Origin of the sequence: Streptomyces sp. NPDC051913 (assembly GCF_044593635.1) — a bacterium.
In the GTDB taxonomy this organism is placed as follows: domain Bacteria; phylum Actinomycetota; class Actinomycetes; order Streptomycetales; family Streptomycetaceae; genus Streptomyces.
The window spans coordinates 165020-182664 of the sequence record NZ_JBIUCI010000017.1 but is presented as its reverse complement, the minus strand read 5'-3'; the positions used below and the strand labels follow the sequence as shown (position 1 = coordinate 182664).

The 17645-nt window shown below is 72.5% G+C and carries 16 protein-coding genes; 3 read left to right on the top strand and 13 right to left on the bottom strand.

All coding sequences use genetic code 11. The features are described from left to right. Positions 1–336: 336 nt before the first annotated feature. From ACIHIX_RS38180 to ACIHIX_RS38155, 6 genes are all read right to left on the bottom strand, one after another. Positions 337–1077 carry an IclR family transcriptional regulator gene (locus ACIHIX_RS38180; RefSeq protein WP_399964585.1) on the bottom strand — a complete coding sequence of 247 codons (741 nt, stop codon included), beginning with the start codon at positions 1075–1077 and terminating at the stop codon, positions 337–339. A gap of 61 nt (positions 1078–1138) precedes the next feature. Beyond that, a complete protein-coding gene (locus tag ACIHIX_RS38175; protein ID WP_399964583.1) occupies positions 1139–2767 on the bottom strand; it encodes a thiamine pyrophosphate-binding protein in 1629 nt (542 codons plus the stop codon). A 94-nt stretch (positions 2768–2861) separates the two neighbouring features. Beyond that, complete coding sequence (locus ACIHIX_RS38170; RefSeq protein WP_399964581.1) at positions 2862–5042, bottom strand: 3-hydroxyacyl-CoA dehydrogenase NAD-binding domain-containing protein; 2181 nt, start codon at positions 5040–5042, stop codon at positions 2862–2864. 44 nt (positions 5043–5086) lie between these two features. Then, positions 5087–6301 (bottom strand): acetyl-CoA C-acetyltransferase, encoded by a 1215-nt coding sequence (locus ACIHIX_RS38165; RefSeq protein ID WP_399964579.1) that lies wholly within the window; start codon positions 6299–6301, stop codon positions 5087–5089. A 33-nt stretch (positions 6302–6334) separates the two neighbouring features. Beyond that, positions 6335–7477, bottom strand: coding sequence for an acyl-CoA dehydrogenase family protein (locus tag ACIHIX_RS38160; protein ID WP_399964577.1), 1143 nt, complete (start codon positions 7475–7477; stop codon positions 6335–6337). Between the two features lie 70 nt (positions 7478–7547). Next, positions 7548–8687 (bottom strand): CaiB/BaiF CoA transferase family protein, encoded by a 1140-nt coding sequence (locus ACIHIX_RS38155; protein ID WP_399964575.1) that lies wholly within the window; start codon positions 8685–8687, stop codon positions 7548–7550. 201 nt (positions 8688–8888) lie between these two features. Between ACIHIX_RS38155 and ACIHIX_RS38150 the strand changes: the two genes are divergently transcribed. After that, positions 8889–10067 (top strand): saccharopine dehydrogenase family protein, encoded by a 1179-nt coding sequence (locus ACIHIX_RS38150; protein WP_399964573.1) that lies wholly within the window; start codon positions 8889–8891, stop codon positions 10065–10067. Positions 10068–10077: 10 nt separating this feature from the next. Here ACIHIX_RS38150 and ACIHIX_RS38145 read toward each other — a convergent pair whose 3' ends face one another. From ACIHIX_RS38145 to ACIHIX_RS38125, 5 genes are all read right to left on the bottom strand, one after another. Then, entirely contained in the window at positions 10078–10734 is a 657-nt protein-coding gene (locus tag ACIHIX_RS38145) for a maleylpyruvate isomerase N-terminal domain-containing protein (protein WP_399964571.1), read from the bottom strand. A gap of 56 nt (positions 10735–10790) precedes the next feature. Next, positions 10791–10937, bottom strand: a complete 147-nt coding sequence (mmpA, locus tag ACIHIX_RS38140) for a morphogenic membrane protein MmpA (RefSeq protein WP_399964626.1) — start codon at positions 10935–10937, stop codon at positions 10791–10793. Between the two features lie 120 nt (positions 10938–11057). After that, complete coding sequence (locus tag ACIHIX_RS38135; protein ID WP_399964569.1) at positions 11058–11816, bottom strand: endonuclease V; 759 nt, start codon at positions 11814–11816, stop codon at positions 11058–11060. A 38-nt stretch (positions 11817–11854) separates the two neighbouring features. After that, positions 11855–12184, bottom strand: coding sequence for a plasmid stabilization protein (locus tag ACIHIX_RS38130; protein ID WP_399964567.1), 330 nt, complete (start codon positions 12182–12184; stop codon positions 11855–11857). A gap of 65 nt (positions 12185–12249) precedes the next feature. Further along, the gene (locus ACIHIX_RS38125) at positions 12250–13323 is read right to left on the bottom strand and encodes a WD40/YVTN/BNR-like repeat-containing protein (RefSeq protein WP_399964565.1); all 1074 of its coding nucleotides are present in this window, start codon (positions 13321–13323) and stop codon (positions 12250–12252) included. 294 nt (positions 13324–13617) lie between these two features. Here ACIHIX_RS38125 and ACIHIX_RS38120 point away from each other — a divergent pair, with 294 nt between their 5' ends. Beyond that, positions 13618–14034 carry an SsgA family sporulation/cell division regulator gene (locus tag ACIHIX_RS38120; RefSeq protein ID WP_399964563.1) on the top strand — a complete coding sequence of 139 codons (417 nt, stop codon included), beginning with the start codon at positions 13618–13620 and terminating at the stop codon, positions 14032–14034. Positions 14035–14054: 20 nt separating this feature from the next. On the opposite strand, the gene ACIHIX_RS38115 is transcribed toward ACIHIX_RS38120, so the two are convergent. Together ACIHIX_RS38115 and ACIHIX_RS38110 are read right to left on the bottom strand one after the other, a co-directional pair. Continuing rightward, positions 14055–14945 (bottom strand): isocitrate lyase/phosphoenolpyruvate mutase family protein, encoded by an 891-nt coding sequence (locus ACIHIX_RS38115; RefSeq protein ID WP_399964561.1) that lies wholly within the window; start codon positions 14943–14945, stop codon positions 14055–14057. Positions 14946–15018: 73 nt separating this feature from the next. Next, positions 15019–15678, bottom strand: a complete 660-nt coding sequence (locus tag ACIHIX_RS38110; RefSeq protein WP_399964559.1) for a GPP34 family phosphoprotein — start codon at positions 15676–15678, stop codon at positions 15019–15021. A 300-nt stretch (positions 15679–15978) separates the two neighbouring features. On the opposite strand from ACIHIX_RS38110, the gene ACIHIX_RS38105 reads away from it, so the two are divergent. Beyond that, a complete protein-coding gene (locus ACIHIX_RS38105) occupies positions 15979–17601 on the top strand; it encodes an ABC-F family ATP-binding cassette domain-containing protein (protein ID WP_399964557.1) in 1623 nt (540 codons plus the stop codon). The last annotated feature ends 44 nt before the right edge of the window (positions 17602–17645 follow it).

Sequence of the window (17645 nt, the reverse complement as noted above, 5' to 3'; positions counted from 1 at the left end):
GCCAGCCGAGAGCAGCGACAGCCCGGCGGGGGGCGGCACACACCAGGCCGGCAGCAGCGGCGGCCGGGCGAAGCAGTGGCGCACGCCAGCCGAGAGCAGCGACAGCCCGGCGGGGGGCGGCACACACCAGGCCGGCAGCAGCGGCGGCCGGGCGAAGCAGTGGCGCACGCCAGCCGAGAGCCGCGACAGCCCGGCGGGGGGCGGCACACACCAGCCGAGAGCAGCGACAGCCCGGCGGGGGGGCGGCACACGCCAGCCGAGAGCAGCGGCGACCGGGCGAAGCAGTAGCGCACCCCAGGCCGAGAGCAGCGACAGCCCGGCGGGGGGTGGTGCGCGTCAGGCCGACAGTGTGCGGGTCAGTGCTCTTGCCGCCGCGCAGACTCTCGCTCCGACCCGGTCCACGTCCAGCCGTCTCGTCCAGCCGGTCACCGAGATCGCGGCGATCGGGCGGGATCCCCGGCCCTGGGCGTAGATCGGGGCGGCGACCGCCGAGACGCCGATCTCGGCCTCCTCCAGGTTGACGCCGAAGCCGCGGGCCCGGGTCAGGGCCAGGTCACGGGCGAGCTGACCGGGCAGAACGAGGGTGCGGGGGGTGAGACGGAGCAGGGTGCGGTGCGGTGGCCGGGGGTCCTGCGCGAGGAACACCTTCCCCGTGGCCGTGCAGTGGGCGGGCAGCCGGCCGCCGGTGCGGGAGACGATCGGGGTGGCGCGGCGGCCGGTGACCTTCTCCAGGAAGAGGGTGTCGGTGCCGTCGGGGACGGCGAGGTGGACGTTCTCGTGGGTGGCCTGGTGCAGATCGCCGAGGTAGGGCAGGGCGGCGTCGCGCAACTCGCGTACGGACGGCGCGGACTGCCCGAGCACGAAGAGGCCGAGGCCGACGCGGTAGCTGCCGTCGACGGTCCGTTCCACCAGGCCGAGCCGGACCAGCTCGCCGATCAGCCGGTGCGCGGTCGGTTTGGGCAGGCCGGTGCGCAGCGCGAGTTCGGCGAGGGTGAGCGCGGTGCCGGAGTCTCCGCAGGCGCGCAGCAGCAGGACACCCCGGGCGAGCACCGACTTGGGCAGCGGACCGTCCGTCATGGACCGATGGTGGTGCCCCGCGCGGCCGGGTGACAAGGTGCGGGTGGCGGTGAGTGGCGGATCATTCGCGCAGCGGTACGTCGACCAGGAGCGGGCCGCTCAACTTCCCCGCGCCCGCCACCAGTTCCCGCAGATGGTCCGCGCTCTCGGCGCGGACGGCGTCCACCCCGAAGAAGGCGGCTGCCTGGGTGAAGTCCAGGGCGCCCAGCTCCGTTCCGGGACAGACTCCCTGGCCGTCCATCGCCGTGTAGGTGTCCTGGAGGGTGCGGTAGACGCCGTTGCTCATCACCACGAACAGGACGGGGGTCCGCTGATGTGCGGCGCTCCACAGTCCCTGGAGCCCGAACAGGGTGCAGCCGTCGCCGAGTACGGCCACCACAGGGCGCCCTGGCTCTGCGAGCGCGCGGCCGACGGCTGCGCCGATGCCCCAGCCGAGTCCGCCGCCGACGGTGTGGGTGTAACTGCCCGGGCGTTCGAGTCGTAGGAGTCGACGGAGCAACAGCCCCACGGTGATGGCCTCTTCGACGACGACGGCGTCGGGCGGCAGACCCCGGGCGACGGCGTGGGCGGCGGCCCAAGGGGCGAGGGGGGCCGGTGAACAGGCGGCGCGGGCGGCGGACTCGGCGCGGTCGCGGTCGGCGGTGTGCTGTTGGCCGGCCCGCAGGACGCGGGCCTTGGCGGTGTGGTCGGGTACGCGCTCGCGCAACAGGTCGGCGAGGCGGTGCAGCGACGGGGCGAGGGCGCCGACCAGTCCGGTGTCGGCGGGGAAGTTGCGGCCGATCTCGTCCGGGTCGGAGTCGACCTGGACGACGGTGAGGCCGGGCGGCAGGGCGGGGCCGGGGGTGTAGTGGTGGGGGGTGAAGGCGTGCGCCCCGGCGATCAGCACCACGTCGTGGGGTTCGAGCGCGGCACGGATGGCGTCGTGGCGGGGTGGCAGCATCCCGGCGTACAGGGGGTGCGTGGTCGGGAAGTCGAGCCAGTCGGCCATGGGCTGGTGGTGCACGGTCGCCCCGCAGGCCTCCGCCACCCTGACCAGTGCCGCGACGGCGTCCTCGCGGCCGACGCCGTCCCCGGCGACGATCGCGGGGCGGGCGCCGTCGCCGAGCAGGACGGCCGCGCGCTCGATGCCCGGGGCCGGGCCGAGCGGTGGGGTCGGGGTGCGGGCGGGGACCTCGACCTCCGTGTTTTCCGCGAACAGGTCCATGGGGATGGAGAGGAACACCGGCCCCGCGGGCGGGCGTACGGCGAGGGCGAAGGCGCGGCGGAGCGCCAGCGGGAGGTCGCGGGCGTGCTGGACGTCGTAGGCCGCTTTCACCGCGGGGGTCGCCAGGGCGACGAGGTCGCCGGAGAGCATCGGGTCCTGCTGGAGGTGGCGGCGGTCCTGCTGGCCCGCGATGACGACGAGCGGGGTGCGGGAGCGGCGGGTGTTGAGGAGACCGATGAGACCGTTGGCGAGGCCGGCGGCGACATGCAGGCTGACGAAGGCGGGCCTGCCGGTGGCGCGGGCGTATCCGTCGGCCATGGCGACGACGGCGCCCTCGTGCACGCCGAGGACGTACTCGGGGGCGTCCTCGGTCTCCGACAGGGCGGCCAGGAACGGGAGTTCGGTGGTGCCGGGGTTTCCGAAGATCCGGTCCACGCCCTCGCCGCGGAGGATGTCCAGAAAGGCGAGGGCGGGACGGGCTGCCATGGGGGCTCCTCGGTGGGGACGGGGACCGGGTCGCAGGTCAGCGTCTTCGCCGGGGGGCCGGAGGAGCAAGCGGGGCGTGTCGCTCAGCGGTACGTCACCGGGCGTCGGTGAACGTCTCTCCCTTCTCCGCCTTCTCCACCAGCAGCGCCGGCGGAGTGAAGCGGTCGCCGTAGCGCTCGGCGAGTTCACGCGCGCGGGCCACGAAGCCGGCCAGGCCGCCCTCGTAGCCGTTGATGTACTGGAGGACTCCGCCCGTCCAGCCCGGGAAGCCGATACCGAAGATGGAGCCGATGTTGGCGTCGGCGACGGATGTGAGGACGCCCTCCTCCAGGAGCTTCACCGTGTCGAGGGCCTCGGAGAAGAGCATGCGTTCCTGCATGTCCCTGAACGGGATCTCCGAGCCCTCGCGGGTGAAGTGCTCGCGCAGGCCCGGCCACAGTCCGGCGCGCTTGCCGCTGTCGTCGTAGTCGTAGAAGCCGGCGCCGCCGCTGCGTCCCGGGCGGTCGAACTCGTCCACCATCCGGTCGATGACCGCCTCGGCGGGGTGCGTCGGCCAGGTGCCGCCCGCCTCCTCGACGGCCCGCTTGGACTCGTTGCGGATCTTGCGCGGGAGGGTGAGCGTCAGTTCGTCCATCAGGGACAGGACCTTCGCCGGGTAGCCCGCCTGTGCCGCCGCCTGTTCGACCGAGGCGGGCTCGATGCCCTCGCCGACCATCGCGACGCCCTCGTTGATGAAGTGGCCGATGACCCGGGAGGTGAAGAAGCCCCGCGAGTCGTTGACGACGATCGGTGTCTTCTTGATCTGCCGGACCAGGTCGAAGGCGCGGGCCAGCGCCTCCTCCCCGGTCCGGTCGCCCTTGATGATCTCGACGAGCGGCATCTTGTCGACGGGCGAGAAGAAGTGCAGCCCGATGAAGTCGGTCTGGCGCTCCACACCTTCGGCGAGGGCTGTGATCGGGAGGGTGGAGGTGTTGGAGCACAGCAGCGCGTCGGGCTCGACGATGTGCTGGATCTCCTGGAAGACCTTGTGCTTGAGTTCGGGGTTCTCGAAGACGGCTTCGATCACCGCGTCGCAGCCGGCCACGTCCTGCGGATCGGCCGTGGGCGTGATCCGGGCCAGCAGCGCGTCGGCCTTCTCCTGGGTGGTACGGCCCCTGGAGACCGCCTTCGCGCAGAGCTTCTCGGAGTAGGCCTTGCCCTTGGCCGCGGCCTGAGCCGACACGTCCTTGAGGACGACGTCGATGCCCGCGCGGGCGCACGAGTAGGCGATGCCCGCACCCATCATCCCGGCACCGAGTACGGCGACCTTGGTGACCTTGCGCGGGGCGATGCCCTTGGGGCGGTTGGCGCCGGAGTTGACGGCCTGGAGGTCGAAGAAGAACGCCTGGATCATGTTCTTCGAGGTCTGGCCGGCGGCCAGTTCGACGAAGTAGCGCGCCTCGATGACCTGGGCCGTCTCGAAGTCGACCTGGGCGCCCTCCACCGCGGCGGCGAGGATGTTGCGCGGCGCCGGATAGGGCGCGCCGTTGGTCTGCTTGCGCAGGTTGGCCGGGAAGGCGGGCAGGTTGGCCGCGAACTTGGGGTTGGCGGGGGTGCCGCCGGGGATGCGGTAGCCGGGCTTGTCCCAGGGCTGCTGCGACGAGGGGTTGGCCTCGATGAACGCGCGTGCCTTGGCGAGCATCTCCTCCTGGGTGGCGGCCACCTCGTGGACCAGGCCGTTGTCCAGGGCGCGCTGCGGGCTGTACTGGGTGCCCTGGAGCAGCACCTTCAGCAGGGCGTCGGTGATGCCGAGGAGGCGGACCGTGCGGGCCACACCGCCGCCGCCCGGGAGCAGACCGAGGGTGACCTCGGGGCAGCCGATCTTGGAGCCCGGCGCGTCGAGGGCGACGCGGTGGTGGCAGGCGAGGGCGATCTCGTAACCGCCGCCGAGGGCGGCGCCGTTCATCGCGGCGACGACCGGCTTGCCGAGGGTCTCGATGCGGCGCAGGTTCCGCTTGATGGCCAGGCCGCCCTCGAAGAGCTCCTGCGCGGTCTCCGGGGTGACCCGGATGAGGTCGCGCAGGTCGCCGCCGGCGAAGAACGTCTTCTTGGCGGAGGTGAAGATGATGCCGCGGATGGAGTCCTTCTCGGCCTCCAGGCGGTCGGTGACGTACGCGAGGGAGTCGCGGAACGCCTGGTTCATGGTGTTCGCGGACTGGTCGGGGTCGTCGAGGACGAGCGTGACGACGCCGTCGCGGTCCTGCTCCCAGCGGATGGTCGTGGACTGAGTGCTCATGTGGAGGTGCTCCGTGTGATCCGTCGTGTCCGTCGGGAGGGGGGTCAGATGCGCTCGACGATGGTGGCGATGCCCATGCCACCGCCCACGCAGAGCGTGGCGAGGCCGTACCGCTTGTCCTGGCGCTCCAGTTCGTCGATGAGCGAGCCGAGGATCATGGCGCCGGTGGCGCCGAGGGGGTGGCCGAGCGCGATGGCGCCGCCGTTGACGTTGACCTTGTCCAGGGACAGGCCCATGTCCCGCGCGAAGCGCAGGACGACTGCCGCGAAGGCCTCGTTGATCTCGACGAGGTCGATGTCGTCGATGGTCAGCCCGGCCTTGGCGAGGGCCTTGCGGGTGGCCGGGGCGGGGCCGGTGAGCATGATGGTGGGCTCGGAGCCGGAGACGGCCGCGGAGATGATCCGCGCGCGCGGGGTGAGGCCGTGACGCTCGCCGACCTCCTTGGAGCCGATGGCGACCAGGGAGGCGCCGTCGACGATGCCGGAGGAGTTGCCGGCGTGGTGGACGTGGTCGATCTTCTCGACCCAGTGGTACTTCTGGAGGGCCACCGCGTCGAAGCCGCCCAGTTCGCCGATGTCCGCGAAGGACGGCTTGAGCTTGGCGAGGGAGTCGGCGGTGGTGCCGGGACGCGGGAACTCGTCGTGGTCCAGGACGACGAGGCCGCTGCGGTCCGTGACGGGGACGACGGACCGCTCGAAGCGGCCCTCCTTCATGGCGGTGGCCGCGCGCTCCTGCGACAGGGCCGCGTACTCGTCGACATCGCGTCGTGAGAAGCCCTCGATGGTGGCGATGAGGTCGGCGCCGATGCCCTGCGGCACGAAGTTCACGGCGAGGTTGGTCATCGGGTCGTTGAACCAGGCGCCGCCGTCGGAGGCCATCGGCACCCGGGACATCGACTCGACGCCGCCCGCGAGGACGAGGTCCTCCCAGCCGGAGCGGACCTTCATCGCCGCCATGTTGACGGCCTCAAGACCCGAGGCACAGAAGCGGTTCTCCTGCACGCCCGCGACCGTGTCCGGCAGTCCGGCGGCGATGGCGGCGATGCGGGCGATGTCGGAGCCCTGGTCGCCGACCGGGCCGACCACACCGAGGACGATGTCGTCGATCGCGGCCGGGTCGAGGCCCGGGAAGCGGTCGCGGATCTCGTGGATGAGTCCGACGACCAGGTCGATGGGCTTGGTGCCGTGCAGGGCGCCGTTCGCCTTGCCGCGGCCGCGCGGGGTGCGGATCGCGTCGTACACGTACGCTTCGGTGCTCACAGAGTGGCCTTTCGGGGTGGTCGAGGGTGAGGGTCAGCCCAGCAGGGAACGGCCGATGATCTCCTTCATGATCTCGGTCGTACCGCCGTAGATGGTCTGGATACGGCCGTCGGTGAAGGCCCGGGCGACGGGATGTTCGCTCATGTAGCCGTAGCCCCCGTGCAGTTGCAGGCACCGGTCGGCGACCCGCTTCTGCAGTTCGGTCGCCCACCACTTGGCCATGGACGCGTGGACGGCGTCGAGTTCCCCGTTCGAGTGATCCTCGATGCAGCGGTCGAGGAACGTGCGGGTGACGGCGCACTCGGTGGCCATCTCGGCTATCTCGAACCGGATGTGCTGCTTGGTGGCGAGGGGCCGGCCGAAGGCCTCGCGCTCCTTGACGTACTCCGTGGTGATCTCCAGGAGGTGCTCGGCGGCGGCGATCGCGGCGACGGCGATGCTGAGGCGCTCCTGGGCGAGGTTCGTCATCAGGTGGAGGAAGGCGCCGTTGAGCTCGCCGAGGAGGTTCTCCTTGGGCACGTGCACGTCGTGGAAGAACAGCTCGGCCGTGTCCTGCGCCTTCTGGCCGATCTTGTCGAGGTTGCGGCCCCGCTCGAAGCCTTCCGCGCCGCGCTCGACGACCAGCAGGGACAGGCCGTGGGCACCGCCCTGCGGGGTGGTCCTCGCGACGACGATCACCAGGTCGGCGAGGATGCCGTTGGAGATGAACGTCTTGGAGCCGTTGAGGATCCAGTGGTCGCCGCGGTCCTCCGCGTTCGTGCGGATGCCCTGGAGGTCGGAGCCCGCGCCGGGCTCGGTCATGGCGATGGCGGTGATCAGTGTGCCGTCGCAGAAGCCGGGCAGCCAGCGCCGGCGCTGCTCGTCGGTGGCCAGGCCGGTCAGATACGGGCCGATGATGTCGTTGTGCAGGCCGAGGGCGAGACCGGGGGCGCCCGCGCGCGTGAACTCCTCGGCGAGGACCGCGGCGTAACGGAAGTCGGCGGTGCCGCCTCCGCCGTACTCCTCGGGCACGGCGAGTCCGAGCAGGCCCTGCTTGCCGGCCGCGCGCCAGGCGTCGCGGGAGACGATGCCGTCCTTCTCCCACTGCGCGTAGTGCGGCAGCACCTCCCGGTCCAGGAAGGCGCGCACGGTGTCGCGGAACGCGTCGTGCTCGGGGGTGAAGATCTGCCGCTTCATTCTGTGTCGAGGCCTTTCATGGATTTCTGGCCGTTCATGGGCTTCTGCCCCTTCATCGGATGCCGGCCCGTCATCGGTTCACGTCTTTCGAGAGTCCCGGCACGTCCCAGTCGCGGGCCACGTCCTCGGTGTCGGCGCCGGGCTGCGCCGGGCCGCTGCGGACGGTCGTCGGGGTCGCCGAGAAGCGGGGTGCCGGGGCGGGCTGGGTCAGGCCGCCGTGGTCGGTGAAGGTGCCGCGGGCGGCCAGGTGCGGGTGGTGCGGGGCCTCGGTCAGCGACAGGACGGGCGCCACGCAGGCGTCGGTGCCGTCGAAGGCGGCCGTCCATTCGTCCCGGGTACGGGACTTGAAGCGGGCGGCGACGGCCTCGCGCAGGTCGCCCCAGCGGGTCCAGTCCTTGCGGGCCTCGGCATGCTCGGGGATGCCGAGAACGCGTACGAACTCGTCGTAGAACTGCGGCTCCAGGGCGCCGACGGCCATGTACCGGCCGTCGGCGGTCTCGTAGGTGCCGTAGTACGGGCAGCCGCCGTCGAGGAGGTTGGCGCCGCGCCGGTCCTGCCAGCCGCCCGCCGCGACCATGCCGTGGATCATCGCGGCGAGGTGGGAGGTGCCGTCGACGATGGCGGCGTCGACGACCTGTCCGACGCCGGTCGCGCGCGCGTGGTGGAGGGCGGCGAGGACGCCGACGACGAGGTACAGGGAGCCGCCCGCGTAGTCGCCGAGGAGGTTGGCGGGGACGGCCGGGGGCCGGCCTGGGTCGCCGATCATGCCGAGGGTGCCCGTGAGGGCGATGTAGGCGATGTCGTGCCCGGCCCGCCGGGCGAGCGGCCCCTCCTGGCCCCACCCGGTCATCCGACCGTAGACGAGCCCGGCGTTGCGGGCGTGGCAGGCCTCGGGGCCGACGCCCAGCCGCTCGGCGACGCCGGGGCGGTAGCCCTCGACGAGGATGTCGGCGCGGGCGGCGAGGTCCAGGACGCGCGCGGCGCCGTCGGGGGCCTTGAGGTCGACGACCACCGAGCGCTTGTTGCGGTTGGTGACGTCGTACGCCGGGTCGATCGCCAGTCCCGGTCCGCCGGGCCGGTCCACCCGGACGACGTCGGCGCCGAGGTCGGCCAGGAGCATGGCGGCGAACGGGCCCGGTCCGATGCCGGCGAGTTCGAGCACGCGTACGCCGGTCAGCGGGCCCTGCCCTGGCGTCGTTGCCGTGGTCATCCAGCCCCCATGTCGTCCTGCCCCGAAGGGCGTGACACAACTGATGTAACACCAGTGATGCTAAGAACCCGATCCATCGGACACAAGACCTGAACGAGCAAGCGCTTAGCCAATTTACCGATGGGTCACTGTCCGTGCACTTCCCCGGTCACGCTAGCCTCGGCCACCGACAACGGCGCGTGATGCGGGACGAGGGGTGTCATGAGCAGGCTGAACAGGGCGGACCGTCCGTACGACATCGTGCTCTTCGGAGCGACGGGTTTCGTGGGGACGCTCACCGCCGAGTACCTCGCCGTGCACGCCCCCGAAGGGCTGCGCTGGGCGATCGCCGGCCGCAGCGAGGAGAAGCTCGAAGCGCTGCGGAAGCGGCTGCCCGGCGGCGCGGAGATCGGGGTACTGCGGGCCGACGTGGCCGATCCGGCCTCGCTGCGGGCGCTCGCCGAGCACGCGCGCGTGGTGGCCACGACGGTGGGCCCCTACGTGACCTACGGCGAGGAGCTGGTCGCCGCCTGCGCCGAGACGGGCGCGGACTATCTCGACCTCACCGGCGAGCCGGAGTTCGTGGACCTGATGTACGTCCGCCATGACGCACGCGCGCGGGAGACCGGGGCGCGTCTTGTGCACGCGTGCGGTTTCGACTCGGTGCCGCACGACCTGGGCGCGTACTTCACGGTGCGGCAGCTGCCGGAGGGGGTGCCGCTGCGGGTGGACGGGTTCGTGACGGCGGACGCGACGTTCTCCGGCGGTACGTTCGCCTCGGCGCTGAACCAGTTCGCGCGCGGTCGGCAGATGCTGGCCGCCGCGCGGGACCGCAGGCGGCACGAGCCGCGGCTCGTGGGGCGGCGGGCCACGACGCCCAACGGCGCGCCGCGGTACGCCGGGGAGGTCGGCGCCTGGGCGCTGCCGCTGCCGACGATCGACGCGCAGATCGTGGTCCGCTCGGCCAGGGCGCTGGAACGTTACGGCCCCGACTTCCGCTACCGCCACTACGCGGCCGTACGGCGGCTGCCGATCGCTCTCGGCGGGGTGGTGGGGGTCGGTGCGCTGTTCACGGCGGCCCAGGTGCCGCCCGCGCGGCGCTGGTTGTCCGACCGGCTCAAGCCCGGGGACGGGCCGAGCGCGGAGAAGCGGGCGAGGAGCTGGTTCTCGGTGCGGTTCGTGGGCGAGGGGGGCGGCCGACAGGTCTTCACCGAGGTCACGGGCGGGGACCCGGGCTACGACGAGACGGCGAAGATGTTCGCCGAGGCGGCGCTCTGCCTCGCCTTCGACGATCTTCCGGCGACGGCCGGGCAGGTCACCACGGCGGTGGCGATGGGCGACGCGCTGATCGAGCGGCTGCGGGCGGCGGGGATCGTGTTCCGGGTGGCGCGGAGCAGGTAGAGCCGGCGTCTCAGCCGAGGACGAGCGGCAGTTTCGCCGCCAGCTCGCCGAGTCCGGCCCGCTCCGCGTCCGTCGGGGGACGGCGGCCGGTGCCGACGAGCAGGGCGTCCGGGTCGGTGAACGAGGTGGGGAACGCGGTCCCGGCGATCTGCTCCAGCAGCGCGCGGGACCGCGCCAGCCCCTCGCTCGGCGGTCCGGGCGTGCCCGGGAGGCGGGCGATCAGATCGAGGTGGTGCAGCGTCCACTCCAGGACGTAGGCGTCGAGGTAGTCGCCCACGGTGAGGACCATGTCCTGGGTGCTCACCAGGGCGGCGGGGTCGGCGAGTTCGGCCGCGCGGCCGGCGGCGGAACCGACGTCGTCGAGGTGGAACCTGAGCAGGCCCACCTCCTCGTACGCGGCGGCGAGCCGGACGACGAGCGCGTCGAGCGGGTCGTCCCCGGTGGGCGCCTCGTCGGCGACGTGCCAGTAGGTCACGGCGTCGGCGGTGGGTTCCGAGTCGGCCGGCGTGACGAGCGTGATCAGCACGTCCTGGGCGTCGATGACCAGATGGCACACGAGGTCCCGCACCAGCCACCCGGCACAGCCGGACGGCTGCTCGAAGTCCTGGTCCGGCAGGTCGGCGACGGCCGTGCGCAACGCAGTCCAGGAGCGCGCGAAGAGATCCACCCTCGGCAAGCTAGCCGGGCGCCGGAAGCACCGACAAGCGAATTGCCGGGCGCGCCCTACAGCGGCCAGGTGGCCACCGTGTAGATCATCCCGCAGATCCACGCGAGCCCTGCCAGCACAGCGAGGATGAGCCCGGCCATCACGGCCCGCTCGACGGGCCGGTTCGGGTCGGCGAGGGGCTTCGGGGAGCGGTGGCGGGGCATACGGTGCGTCGTCATGCGCCACAGCCTGCCGATCACGCGACCGTGTCCACATCCGTACAGATACTCAGTTCCCGTACTCAGCAACCGAGTACGTCCTCCACGCGCGCGTGCGCCTCGGGGTCACCCGCCATCCGCACCACCGCCTCGATCTCCGGCGTCCTGTACGTCCCGTTCGGCCTGCGGGTTCCTGACCCGCGTCGCCTCCTTCAACGCCTTTCGGCACAGTGCGTCCGCGCGGCGGGTCGTCTCCGGGAGGCGGTACGCGGGGGTGAGGGCCAGGGTGTGGGCGATGGCGTCGGGCAGCGTGACGCGGTGGCCGACGGAGACGAAGACCGGCTTGACGGAGTCGCGGGTGCGGACGGCGCGGCCCACCTCCTCGGTGTCGGCCAGGAGGGGGGTGGTGCTGCCGCGTGGGGTGGCCGGGTCGTCGTAGGTGAACGTGAAGGGGTTCTTCGCGACGCCGATCGTGGGGAGGTCCATGAGGACGCCCAGGTGGCTGGCGAGGCCGAAGCGGCGGGGGTGGGCGCGGCCGTAGCCGTCGCAGACGATCAGGCCGGGTGGGCAGGGGAGGCAGGACAGGGCGGCCAGCACCGTGGGGATCTCGCGGAAGGCGAGCAGGCCGGGGACGTACGGGAAGGAGACGTGGCCGACGGCCGTGGACTCCGCGACTACCTCCAGGGTCGCCGCGTCCAGGACGACCGCCGCGGCCACGACGACGTCCCGCTCGTCGTCGTAGGCCACGTCGACGCCGGTCACCCGGCCGGTCCCGGGCGGCGGGCCCGGCTCGTCCAGCACCACCCTCGTGCGCAACTCGTCCTGTACGGCACGGGCTTCGTCCTCGGTCGCGGGCCAGCCCGCGGGAATGCGTACGGTCGTCATGATGACGACGAGCGTACGCACCCCGCCGCGGGCTCCGGTCAGCCCTTCGCGCCGAGCGCCTGCTTCAGCTGGCTCTTGTTCATGTCCGAACGCCCGCTGATGTTGCGGCGCTTGGCCTCCGCGTAGAGCTGGTCGTAGGTCTGGCCCTGGGAGCCCTTGCCGGACCGCTGTCCGCCCCGTTTGCCGGACGACATGTCCTGCGTGGAGGTGCGGCTCGCGGTCTTGGACTCCCCGGAGCGGGCGCGTTCCTTGTTGACCGTGCGCGCGGCGATCTCCTCGGCGCGCTCGGTGCTCTCGCCCCGGTCCTTCGCGCTCTCCTTGATGTGCTCGTACTGCCGCTCCCGCTTGGGACTGGAACCGCGTGGCATGTGCGCTCACTCCTCTCGCCCTCACAGTCCTTTCGCCTGCGGCCACCGGGTACCCACATCCGCGCTCAGCTCTCCAGCCGGGCCACCCGCCCCTTCTCGCCGGCCGCCCAGCAGCCCAGGTCGGGGGTGCAGGCCACGGTGTCGTACGAGCCCGTGTCGACCGTGCGCCAGGTGCGGCCGCCGTCGGTCGTCAGGTCGGTGCCGGTGGGGCCGACCGCGAGGGCGGCGGTGCGGCTGTGCGGGAGCCAGGCGACGCCGGAGCGGTAGGCGGGCGGGGGTGTGGCGGCGGGCTGCCAGGTGCGGCCGCCGTCCCTCGTCACCGCGCCCGCCCGCGGGGACGTCTGGTCCGCGCGGTAGTCGCCGCCCACCGCGAGACCGTGGGCACGGTCGCGGAAGGCGAGCGCGAAGACGCCCTTGGCCGGGTCTCCCGCGGGGATCGGGGTGTCGGTGGCCGTCCAGGTCAGGCCGCGGTCCGAGGAGTGGAGCACGCGCGCGCGTGCCGCTCCGCCGGTGGCGAGCCAGACGTCCTTCGGACCGGAGCCGACCAGGCACTGGCCGCTCGCGGCGAACCCGGCCTCGCCGTCCAGCGCGGCCGGCATGCCCTCGCTCGGCAGCACCTTCCAGGAGCGTCCGCCGTCGCTCGTCGACAGGATGCGGAACCTCCCGTCCACGGGGTCGCTCATCGCGAGGCCGTGCCGGGCGTCGAGGAAGGTGAGGCAGTCGTAGAAGGCCCGCGCGTCGGTGTTGCGGAAGGACTCCGTCCAGGTGACCCCGCCGTCGTCGGTGCGGTACACCCGGGACGCCTCGCCCTCGCCGATCGCGAGGACCACCGCCCGCCGCGCGTCGAAGGCCTCGATGTCCCGGAACTGGAGCTCCTCCGCGCCGGGCGGCGATACGTTCCGCCAGCTCGCGCCGCCGTAGGTGGTGCGCAGGACGGTGCCCTGGGTGCCGGACACCCAGGCGGTCGTACGGCTGACGGCGGACAGGCCCCGGAACCGTACGTCGGGGGTGCCGCTGTCCTTCAGCTCCCAGTGCGGTGCCCGGTGCCGCGGTTCGTGCGCCTGGGCGGGTACGGCCGTGAGCGCGGCCAGCGCCGCCGCGCACGCCACCCCCGCGGCCACCCTGGTCCCGGTGCGCATCGTGCGGCTCGTACGTCTCGTCCGTCGCGTTCCTCGCGTGTTCCCCAAGCGCCTCATGGCGGGCGAAGCTAGCCCACGCACGCGTGGGCGTCCAGATGGGGTCCTGGTCGCCCCAAGTGCCCGTCGCGACACGGGAAGACGGCCGCGTCACTCCTGTGCATGAAAGGCGGTGACCGAGGTCACTCGATTCCGGTGTGCACGGATGGGCCGATTCCGACGTCTCTTCCAGTAGCCGGCCCCATCCACCCGGAAGTCAGCACAGCCGTCAGTCCGCCGTCACAAGGGAGCAAGGCGTTGTCCACCGTCATCGAGCAGCCCGTAGAGGCCCGCCTCGTCGCCGCCGCACCGCGGATGCCGAGCATTCCCGCCACACTCCACTACGACCGGCGTGATCCGTTCGCCGTCCGCATGACCTTCCCCGCCCCGGCCACTCTGGAGGGCGTGGACGTCTGCTGGACGTTCTCCCGCGAACTCCTCGCCGCCGGCATGAAGGACCCCGAGGGCCACGGCGACGTCCGCGTCCGGCCGTACGGCTACGACCGCACCGTCCTGGAGTTCCACGCCCCCGAGGGCACCGCCGTCGTGCATGTCCGCTCGGGCGAGCTGCGGCGTTTCCTGGAGGCGACGGCCGAGCTGGTGCCCGTCGGCCTGGAGCATCTCCAGCTCGACCTGGACCACCAGCTGGCCGAGCTGATGCGGGACGCCTGCTGAGCTAGGCCGTGTCTTTCGGATCATCCCGGGACCGCGGGGCTTGGCACGCCCATCTGCCGCGTTGTCGTCGGTCGCCGACGCTCCCCGCCCAGCAGGGCGTTGAGCCCGCCGTAGTCGTACCCGTCGGCCAGCGACGCGTACGTGCCCGTGTCCAGCAGCTCCCGCGCGGCGCGGCGCACCAGGGCGTGCACGGCCATCGGGATGCCCGCGCCCGAGCTCACGCGCGCGACGCCGAGCGCCGCCAGTTCGGCGACCGGTGGGGCGCCGGGGCCGACCATGATGTTCAGGGGGCCGTCGACACCGTCGACGAGCTCCTTCACGGTTCCCGGGTCGACGGCCCCGGGGACGAAGATCCCGTCGGCGCCCGCGGCCCGGAAGGCGGCGGCCCGCTCCAGGGTGCGGTCCACTCCCCCGGCTCCCCGCAGGAACGTGTCGACGCGGGCGTTGACGAACAGCGGCACGTCCGCCGCGTCGGCGGCGGCGCGCGCGGCGGCGATCCGCTCGGCCTGTTCACTGACGTCCCGCAGCGGTCCCGCGCCCTCCTCGTAGAGGGCGTCCTCGATGTTCACGCCGACCGCGCCCGCCGCGAGGACCGCGCGGATCGTGTCGGCGACGCCCTCCGGGTCGACGGCGAAGCCGCTCTCGACGTCCGCGCTGACCGGTACGTCCACGGCGGCGGCGATGTCCGCGACGACCCCGAGGGCCCGCTCCCGGTCCACCCGGTCGCCGTCCGCCGCGCCGAGGCCCCAGGCGAGCCCCGCGCTGGTGGTCGCGACGGCCGCGGCCCCGGTGTCCTCGACGATCCGGGCGCTCGCCGTGTCCCAGGCGTTCGGCAGGATCACCGGACGTCCGGGGATGTGCAGGGCGTGGAAGGCGAGGGCTCGATCGCGGAGTGAGGGCTGCTTCGTCATGCCGCTCACTCAAGCAGCCGGGGGTGGGGCGGGGCTGGCAGGAAATCGACATCAACGTGCGGCACCGAAGGGCTCACGCCCCGGCCGGCGCGGCCGCGCTCGTCAGCGCCGCCCGCAGTTCCTCCCCCACCTTCCGCATCGCCGGCCCCGCCGCCCCGCTCCGCTCGGCCAGCTCCGCCAGGCGGTCCTTGTGCAGGCCGCGCTCCTCGCGCGGCACCAGCGTGCGGAGTTCGGCCGCGGCGGCCAGGGTGACGAGCGCCGCGTCGCGGTCGGAGACCTCCGCCGCCGGTACCGGCCCTTCGAGGACCTGCCGGGCCCGCTCGCGCAGCGCGTCCGCGGCGGCGACGCGCTCCAGGGCGTACTCGACGGTCGGGAAGAGCGCGAGGACCCGCCGCTTCTCCGCGCGGAGGTACCCCTCGGCGGCCAGCTGCTCCCGTACGGCGTCGAGCGTCACGCGCGCGTGCAGCGGCACCCAGCCGCGCCAGTGGTGCGGCCGGGACTCCCTGACGAGTTCCAGGAGCCCGTCGAGGACGGCGTCCCCGGTGCGGGAGTCCATGTCGGCCGGGGTGGCGATGCCGTCGTCGTCGACGAGGAGCTCGCGCTGGGCCAGCTCGGTGAGGGCACCGGCCCGCACCAGGTGGTGGAGGTGCGGCTCGCCGGTGAGCTCGTTTCTGGTGGTGTCCCAGGCCAGTAGACAGAGCCGGGCGGGCAGGGACAGCGAACCGTCGGGCACGGGGCCTCCTCGAGATCGGGATCCAGGTTAATTCGGTTGACCGTCCGCAGGCCTGCTCCTACGGTGTAGAACGCTTCTGCTGCCGTCGATCGGAGAAGGACGTTGCTCCTCTGAGGTCTTGAGACACCGCGTCACACATCTCTGTGGTGTGTGCGCTGCGTGCGACCTCGGCGTGCGAGCCATCCTTCGGTGCAGGGGCTTTTCTCTTGCCCCTCCGCCGCCCGCGGAGCCTCCCCTGTGGTCGCAGGTGTTCTCGATACGCGTGTGCCCCTGACCGCATCAAGCAACCGCGAGGCCCGCATGTCCTCTTCCCTGTCCGTCACGTCCCTCGCCTTCGCCTGGCCCGACGGCACCCCCGTCTTCGACGACCTCGACATCGCCTTCGGTCCCGGCCGTACCGGCCTCGTCGGCGTCAACGGGTCCGGGAAGTCCACCCTGTTGAAGCTGATCGCCGGTGACCTCACGCCGGCCGACGGCGCCGTCCGCGTCGCCGGCGAGGTCGGGTATCTGCCGCAGAACGTCACGCTCGACACCGCGCTGCGGATCGACGAGGTGCTCGGCATCGCCGCACAGCGGGCCGCCCTGCACGCCATCGAGGCGGGCGACGTGGCCGAGGAGCACTTCGAGACCGTCGGCGACGACTGGGACGTGGAGGAACGCGCCCTGGCCACGCTCGGCGAACTCGGCCTCGACCGCATCGGCCTGGACCGCACGGTCGGCGAGGTCTCGGGCGGCGAGTCGGTGCTGCTGCGGCTGGCCGCGCTGCTGCTGCACCGGCCGGACGTGCTGCTCCTGGACGAGCCGACCAACAACCTCGACCTGTACGCGCGCAGGCGGCTGTACGCGGCCGTCGCGTCCTGGTCCGGCGTGCTGGTCGTCGTCAGCCACGACCGTGAACTCCTCGACCTCGTCGACCAGATCGCCGATCTGCGCTCCGGAGAGGTCACCTGGTACGGCGGCAACTTCTCCGCCTATGAGGCGGCTCTCACCACCGAACAGGAGGCGGCGGAACGGATGGTGCGGGTCGCGGAGGCCGACCTGAAGCGGCAGAAGCGTGAACTCGTCGACGCGCACTCGAAGTTGGCGCAACGCACGCGGTACGCCAACAAGATGTACGACAACAAGCGCGAGCCCAGGGCGGTGATGAAACTGAAGAAGCGCTCGGCGCAGGTCTCGGCGGGCAAGCACCGCATCATGCACGAGGAGAAGCTCGCCGAGGCCAAGGACCGCCTCGACGAGGCGGTGGACGCCGTACGGGACGACGACGAGATCCGTGTCGACCTGCCGTACACGGCCGTGCCGCCGGGGCGTGACGTGCTGACCCTGATGGACCTGGAACTGGCCTACGGCGCGCGCCTGCGGGGCGGCTTCGATCTGCGCGGTCCCGAGCGGGTCGCGCTGATCGGGCGAAACGGCGCGGGCAAGACGACGCTGCTGCGCACGATCGCCGGGGAGTTGGCGCCGGTGTCCGGCGAGACGCACGCGCACGTGCCACTGCGGTTCCTGCCGCAACGGCTCGACGTGCTCGACGGTGAGCTGTCGGTCGCGGAGAACGTGGCCCGGTTCGCGCCGGACGCCACCAACAACCGGGTGCGGGCGCGGCTGGCCCGCTTCCTGTTCCGGGGCGCCCGGGCCGACCAGAAGGCGGCGACGCTGTCCGGCGGCGAGCGCTTCCGGGCGACGCTCGCGGCACTGATGCTGGCGGAGCCGGCCCCGCAGCTGCTGATGCTGGACGAGCCGACGAACAACCTCGACATGGCGAGCGTGCGGCAGCTGACGAGTGCGCTGGAGTCGTACGAGGGGGCGCTGATCGTGGCCGGCCACGACCTGCCGTTCCTGGAGTCGATCGGCATCACGCGCTGGCTGCTGCTGGACGGTGAGCTGCGGGAGACCTCGCCCGAGGCGCTCGCGGACCTGGCCTAGGCGCAGGGGCGCCGTCGGTGATCTTCGGGACGACCGAGATCGCC

Coding starts and splice junctions, on each gene's coding strand:
- ACIHIX_RS38180 (WP_399964585.1), bottom strand. CDS start 1,077: ATGACGGACGGTCCGCTGCCCAAGTCGGTGCTCGCCCGGGGTGTCCTG.
- ACIHIX_RS38175 (WP_399964583.1), bottom strand. CDS start 2,767: ATGGCAGCCCGTCCCGCCCTCGCCTTTCTGGACATCCTCCGCGGCGAG.
- ACIHIX_RS38170 (WP_399964581.1), bottom strand. CDS start 5,042: ATGAGCACTCAGTCCACGACCATCCGCTGGGAGCAGGACCGCGACGGC.
- ACIHIX_RS38160 (WP_399964577.1), bottom strand. CDS start 7,477: ATGAAGCGGCAGATCTTCACCCCCGAGCACGACGCGTTCCGCGACACC.
- ACIHIX_RS38155 (WP_399964575.1), bottom strand. CDS start 8,687: ATGACCACGGCAACGACGCCAGGGCAGGGCCCGCTGACCGGCGTACGC.
- ACIHIX_RS38150 (WP_399964573.1), top strand. CDS start 8,889: ATGAGCAGGCTGAACAGGGCGGACCGTCCGTACGACATCGTGCTCTTC.
- mmpA (WP_399964626.1), bottom strand. CDS start 10,937: ATGCCCCGCCACCGCTCCCCGAAGCCCCTCGCCGACCCGAACCGGCCC.
- ACIHIX_RS38135 (WP_399964569.1), bottom strand. CDS start 11,816: ATGACGACCGTACGCATTCCCGCGGGCTGGCCCGCGACCGAGGACGAA.
- ACIHIX_RS38130 (WP_399964567.1), bottom strand. CDS start 12,184: ATGCCACGCGGTTCCAGTCCCAAGCGGGAGCGGCAGTACGAGCACATC.
- ACIHIX_RS38125 (WP_399964565.1), bottom strand. CDS start 13,323: ATGCGCACCGGGACCAGGGTGGCCGCGGGGGTGGCGTGCGCGGCGGCG.
- ACIHIX_RS38115 (WP_399964561.1), bottom strand. CDS start 14,945: ATGACGAAGCAGCCCTCACTCCGCGATCGAGCCCTCGCCTTCCACGCC.
- ACIHIX_RS38105 (WP_399964557.1), top strand. CDS start 15,979: ATGTCCTCTTCCCTGTCCGTCACGTCCCTCGCCTTCGCCTGGCCCGAC.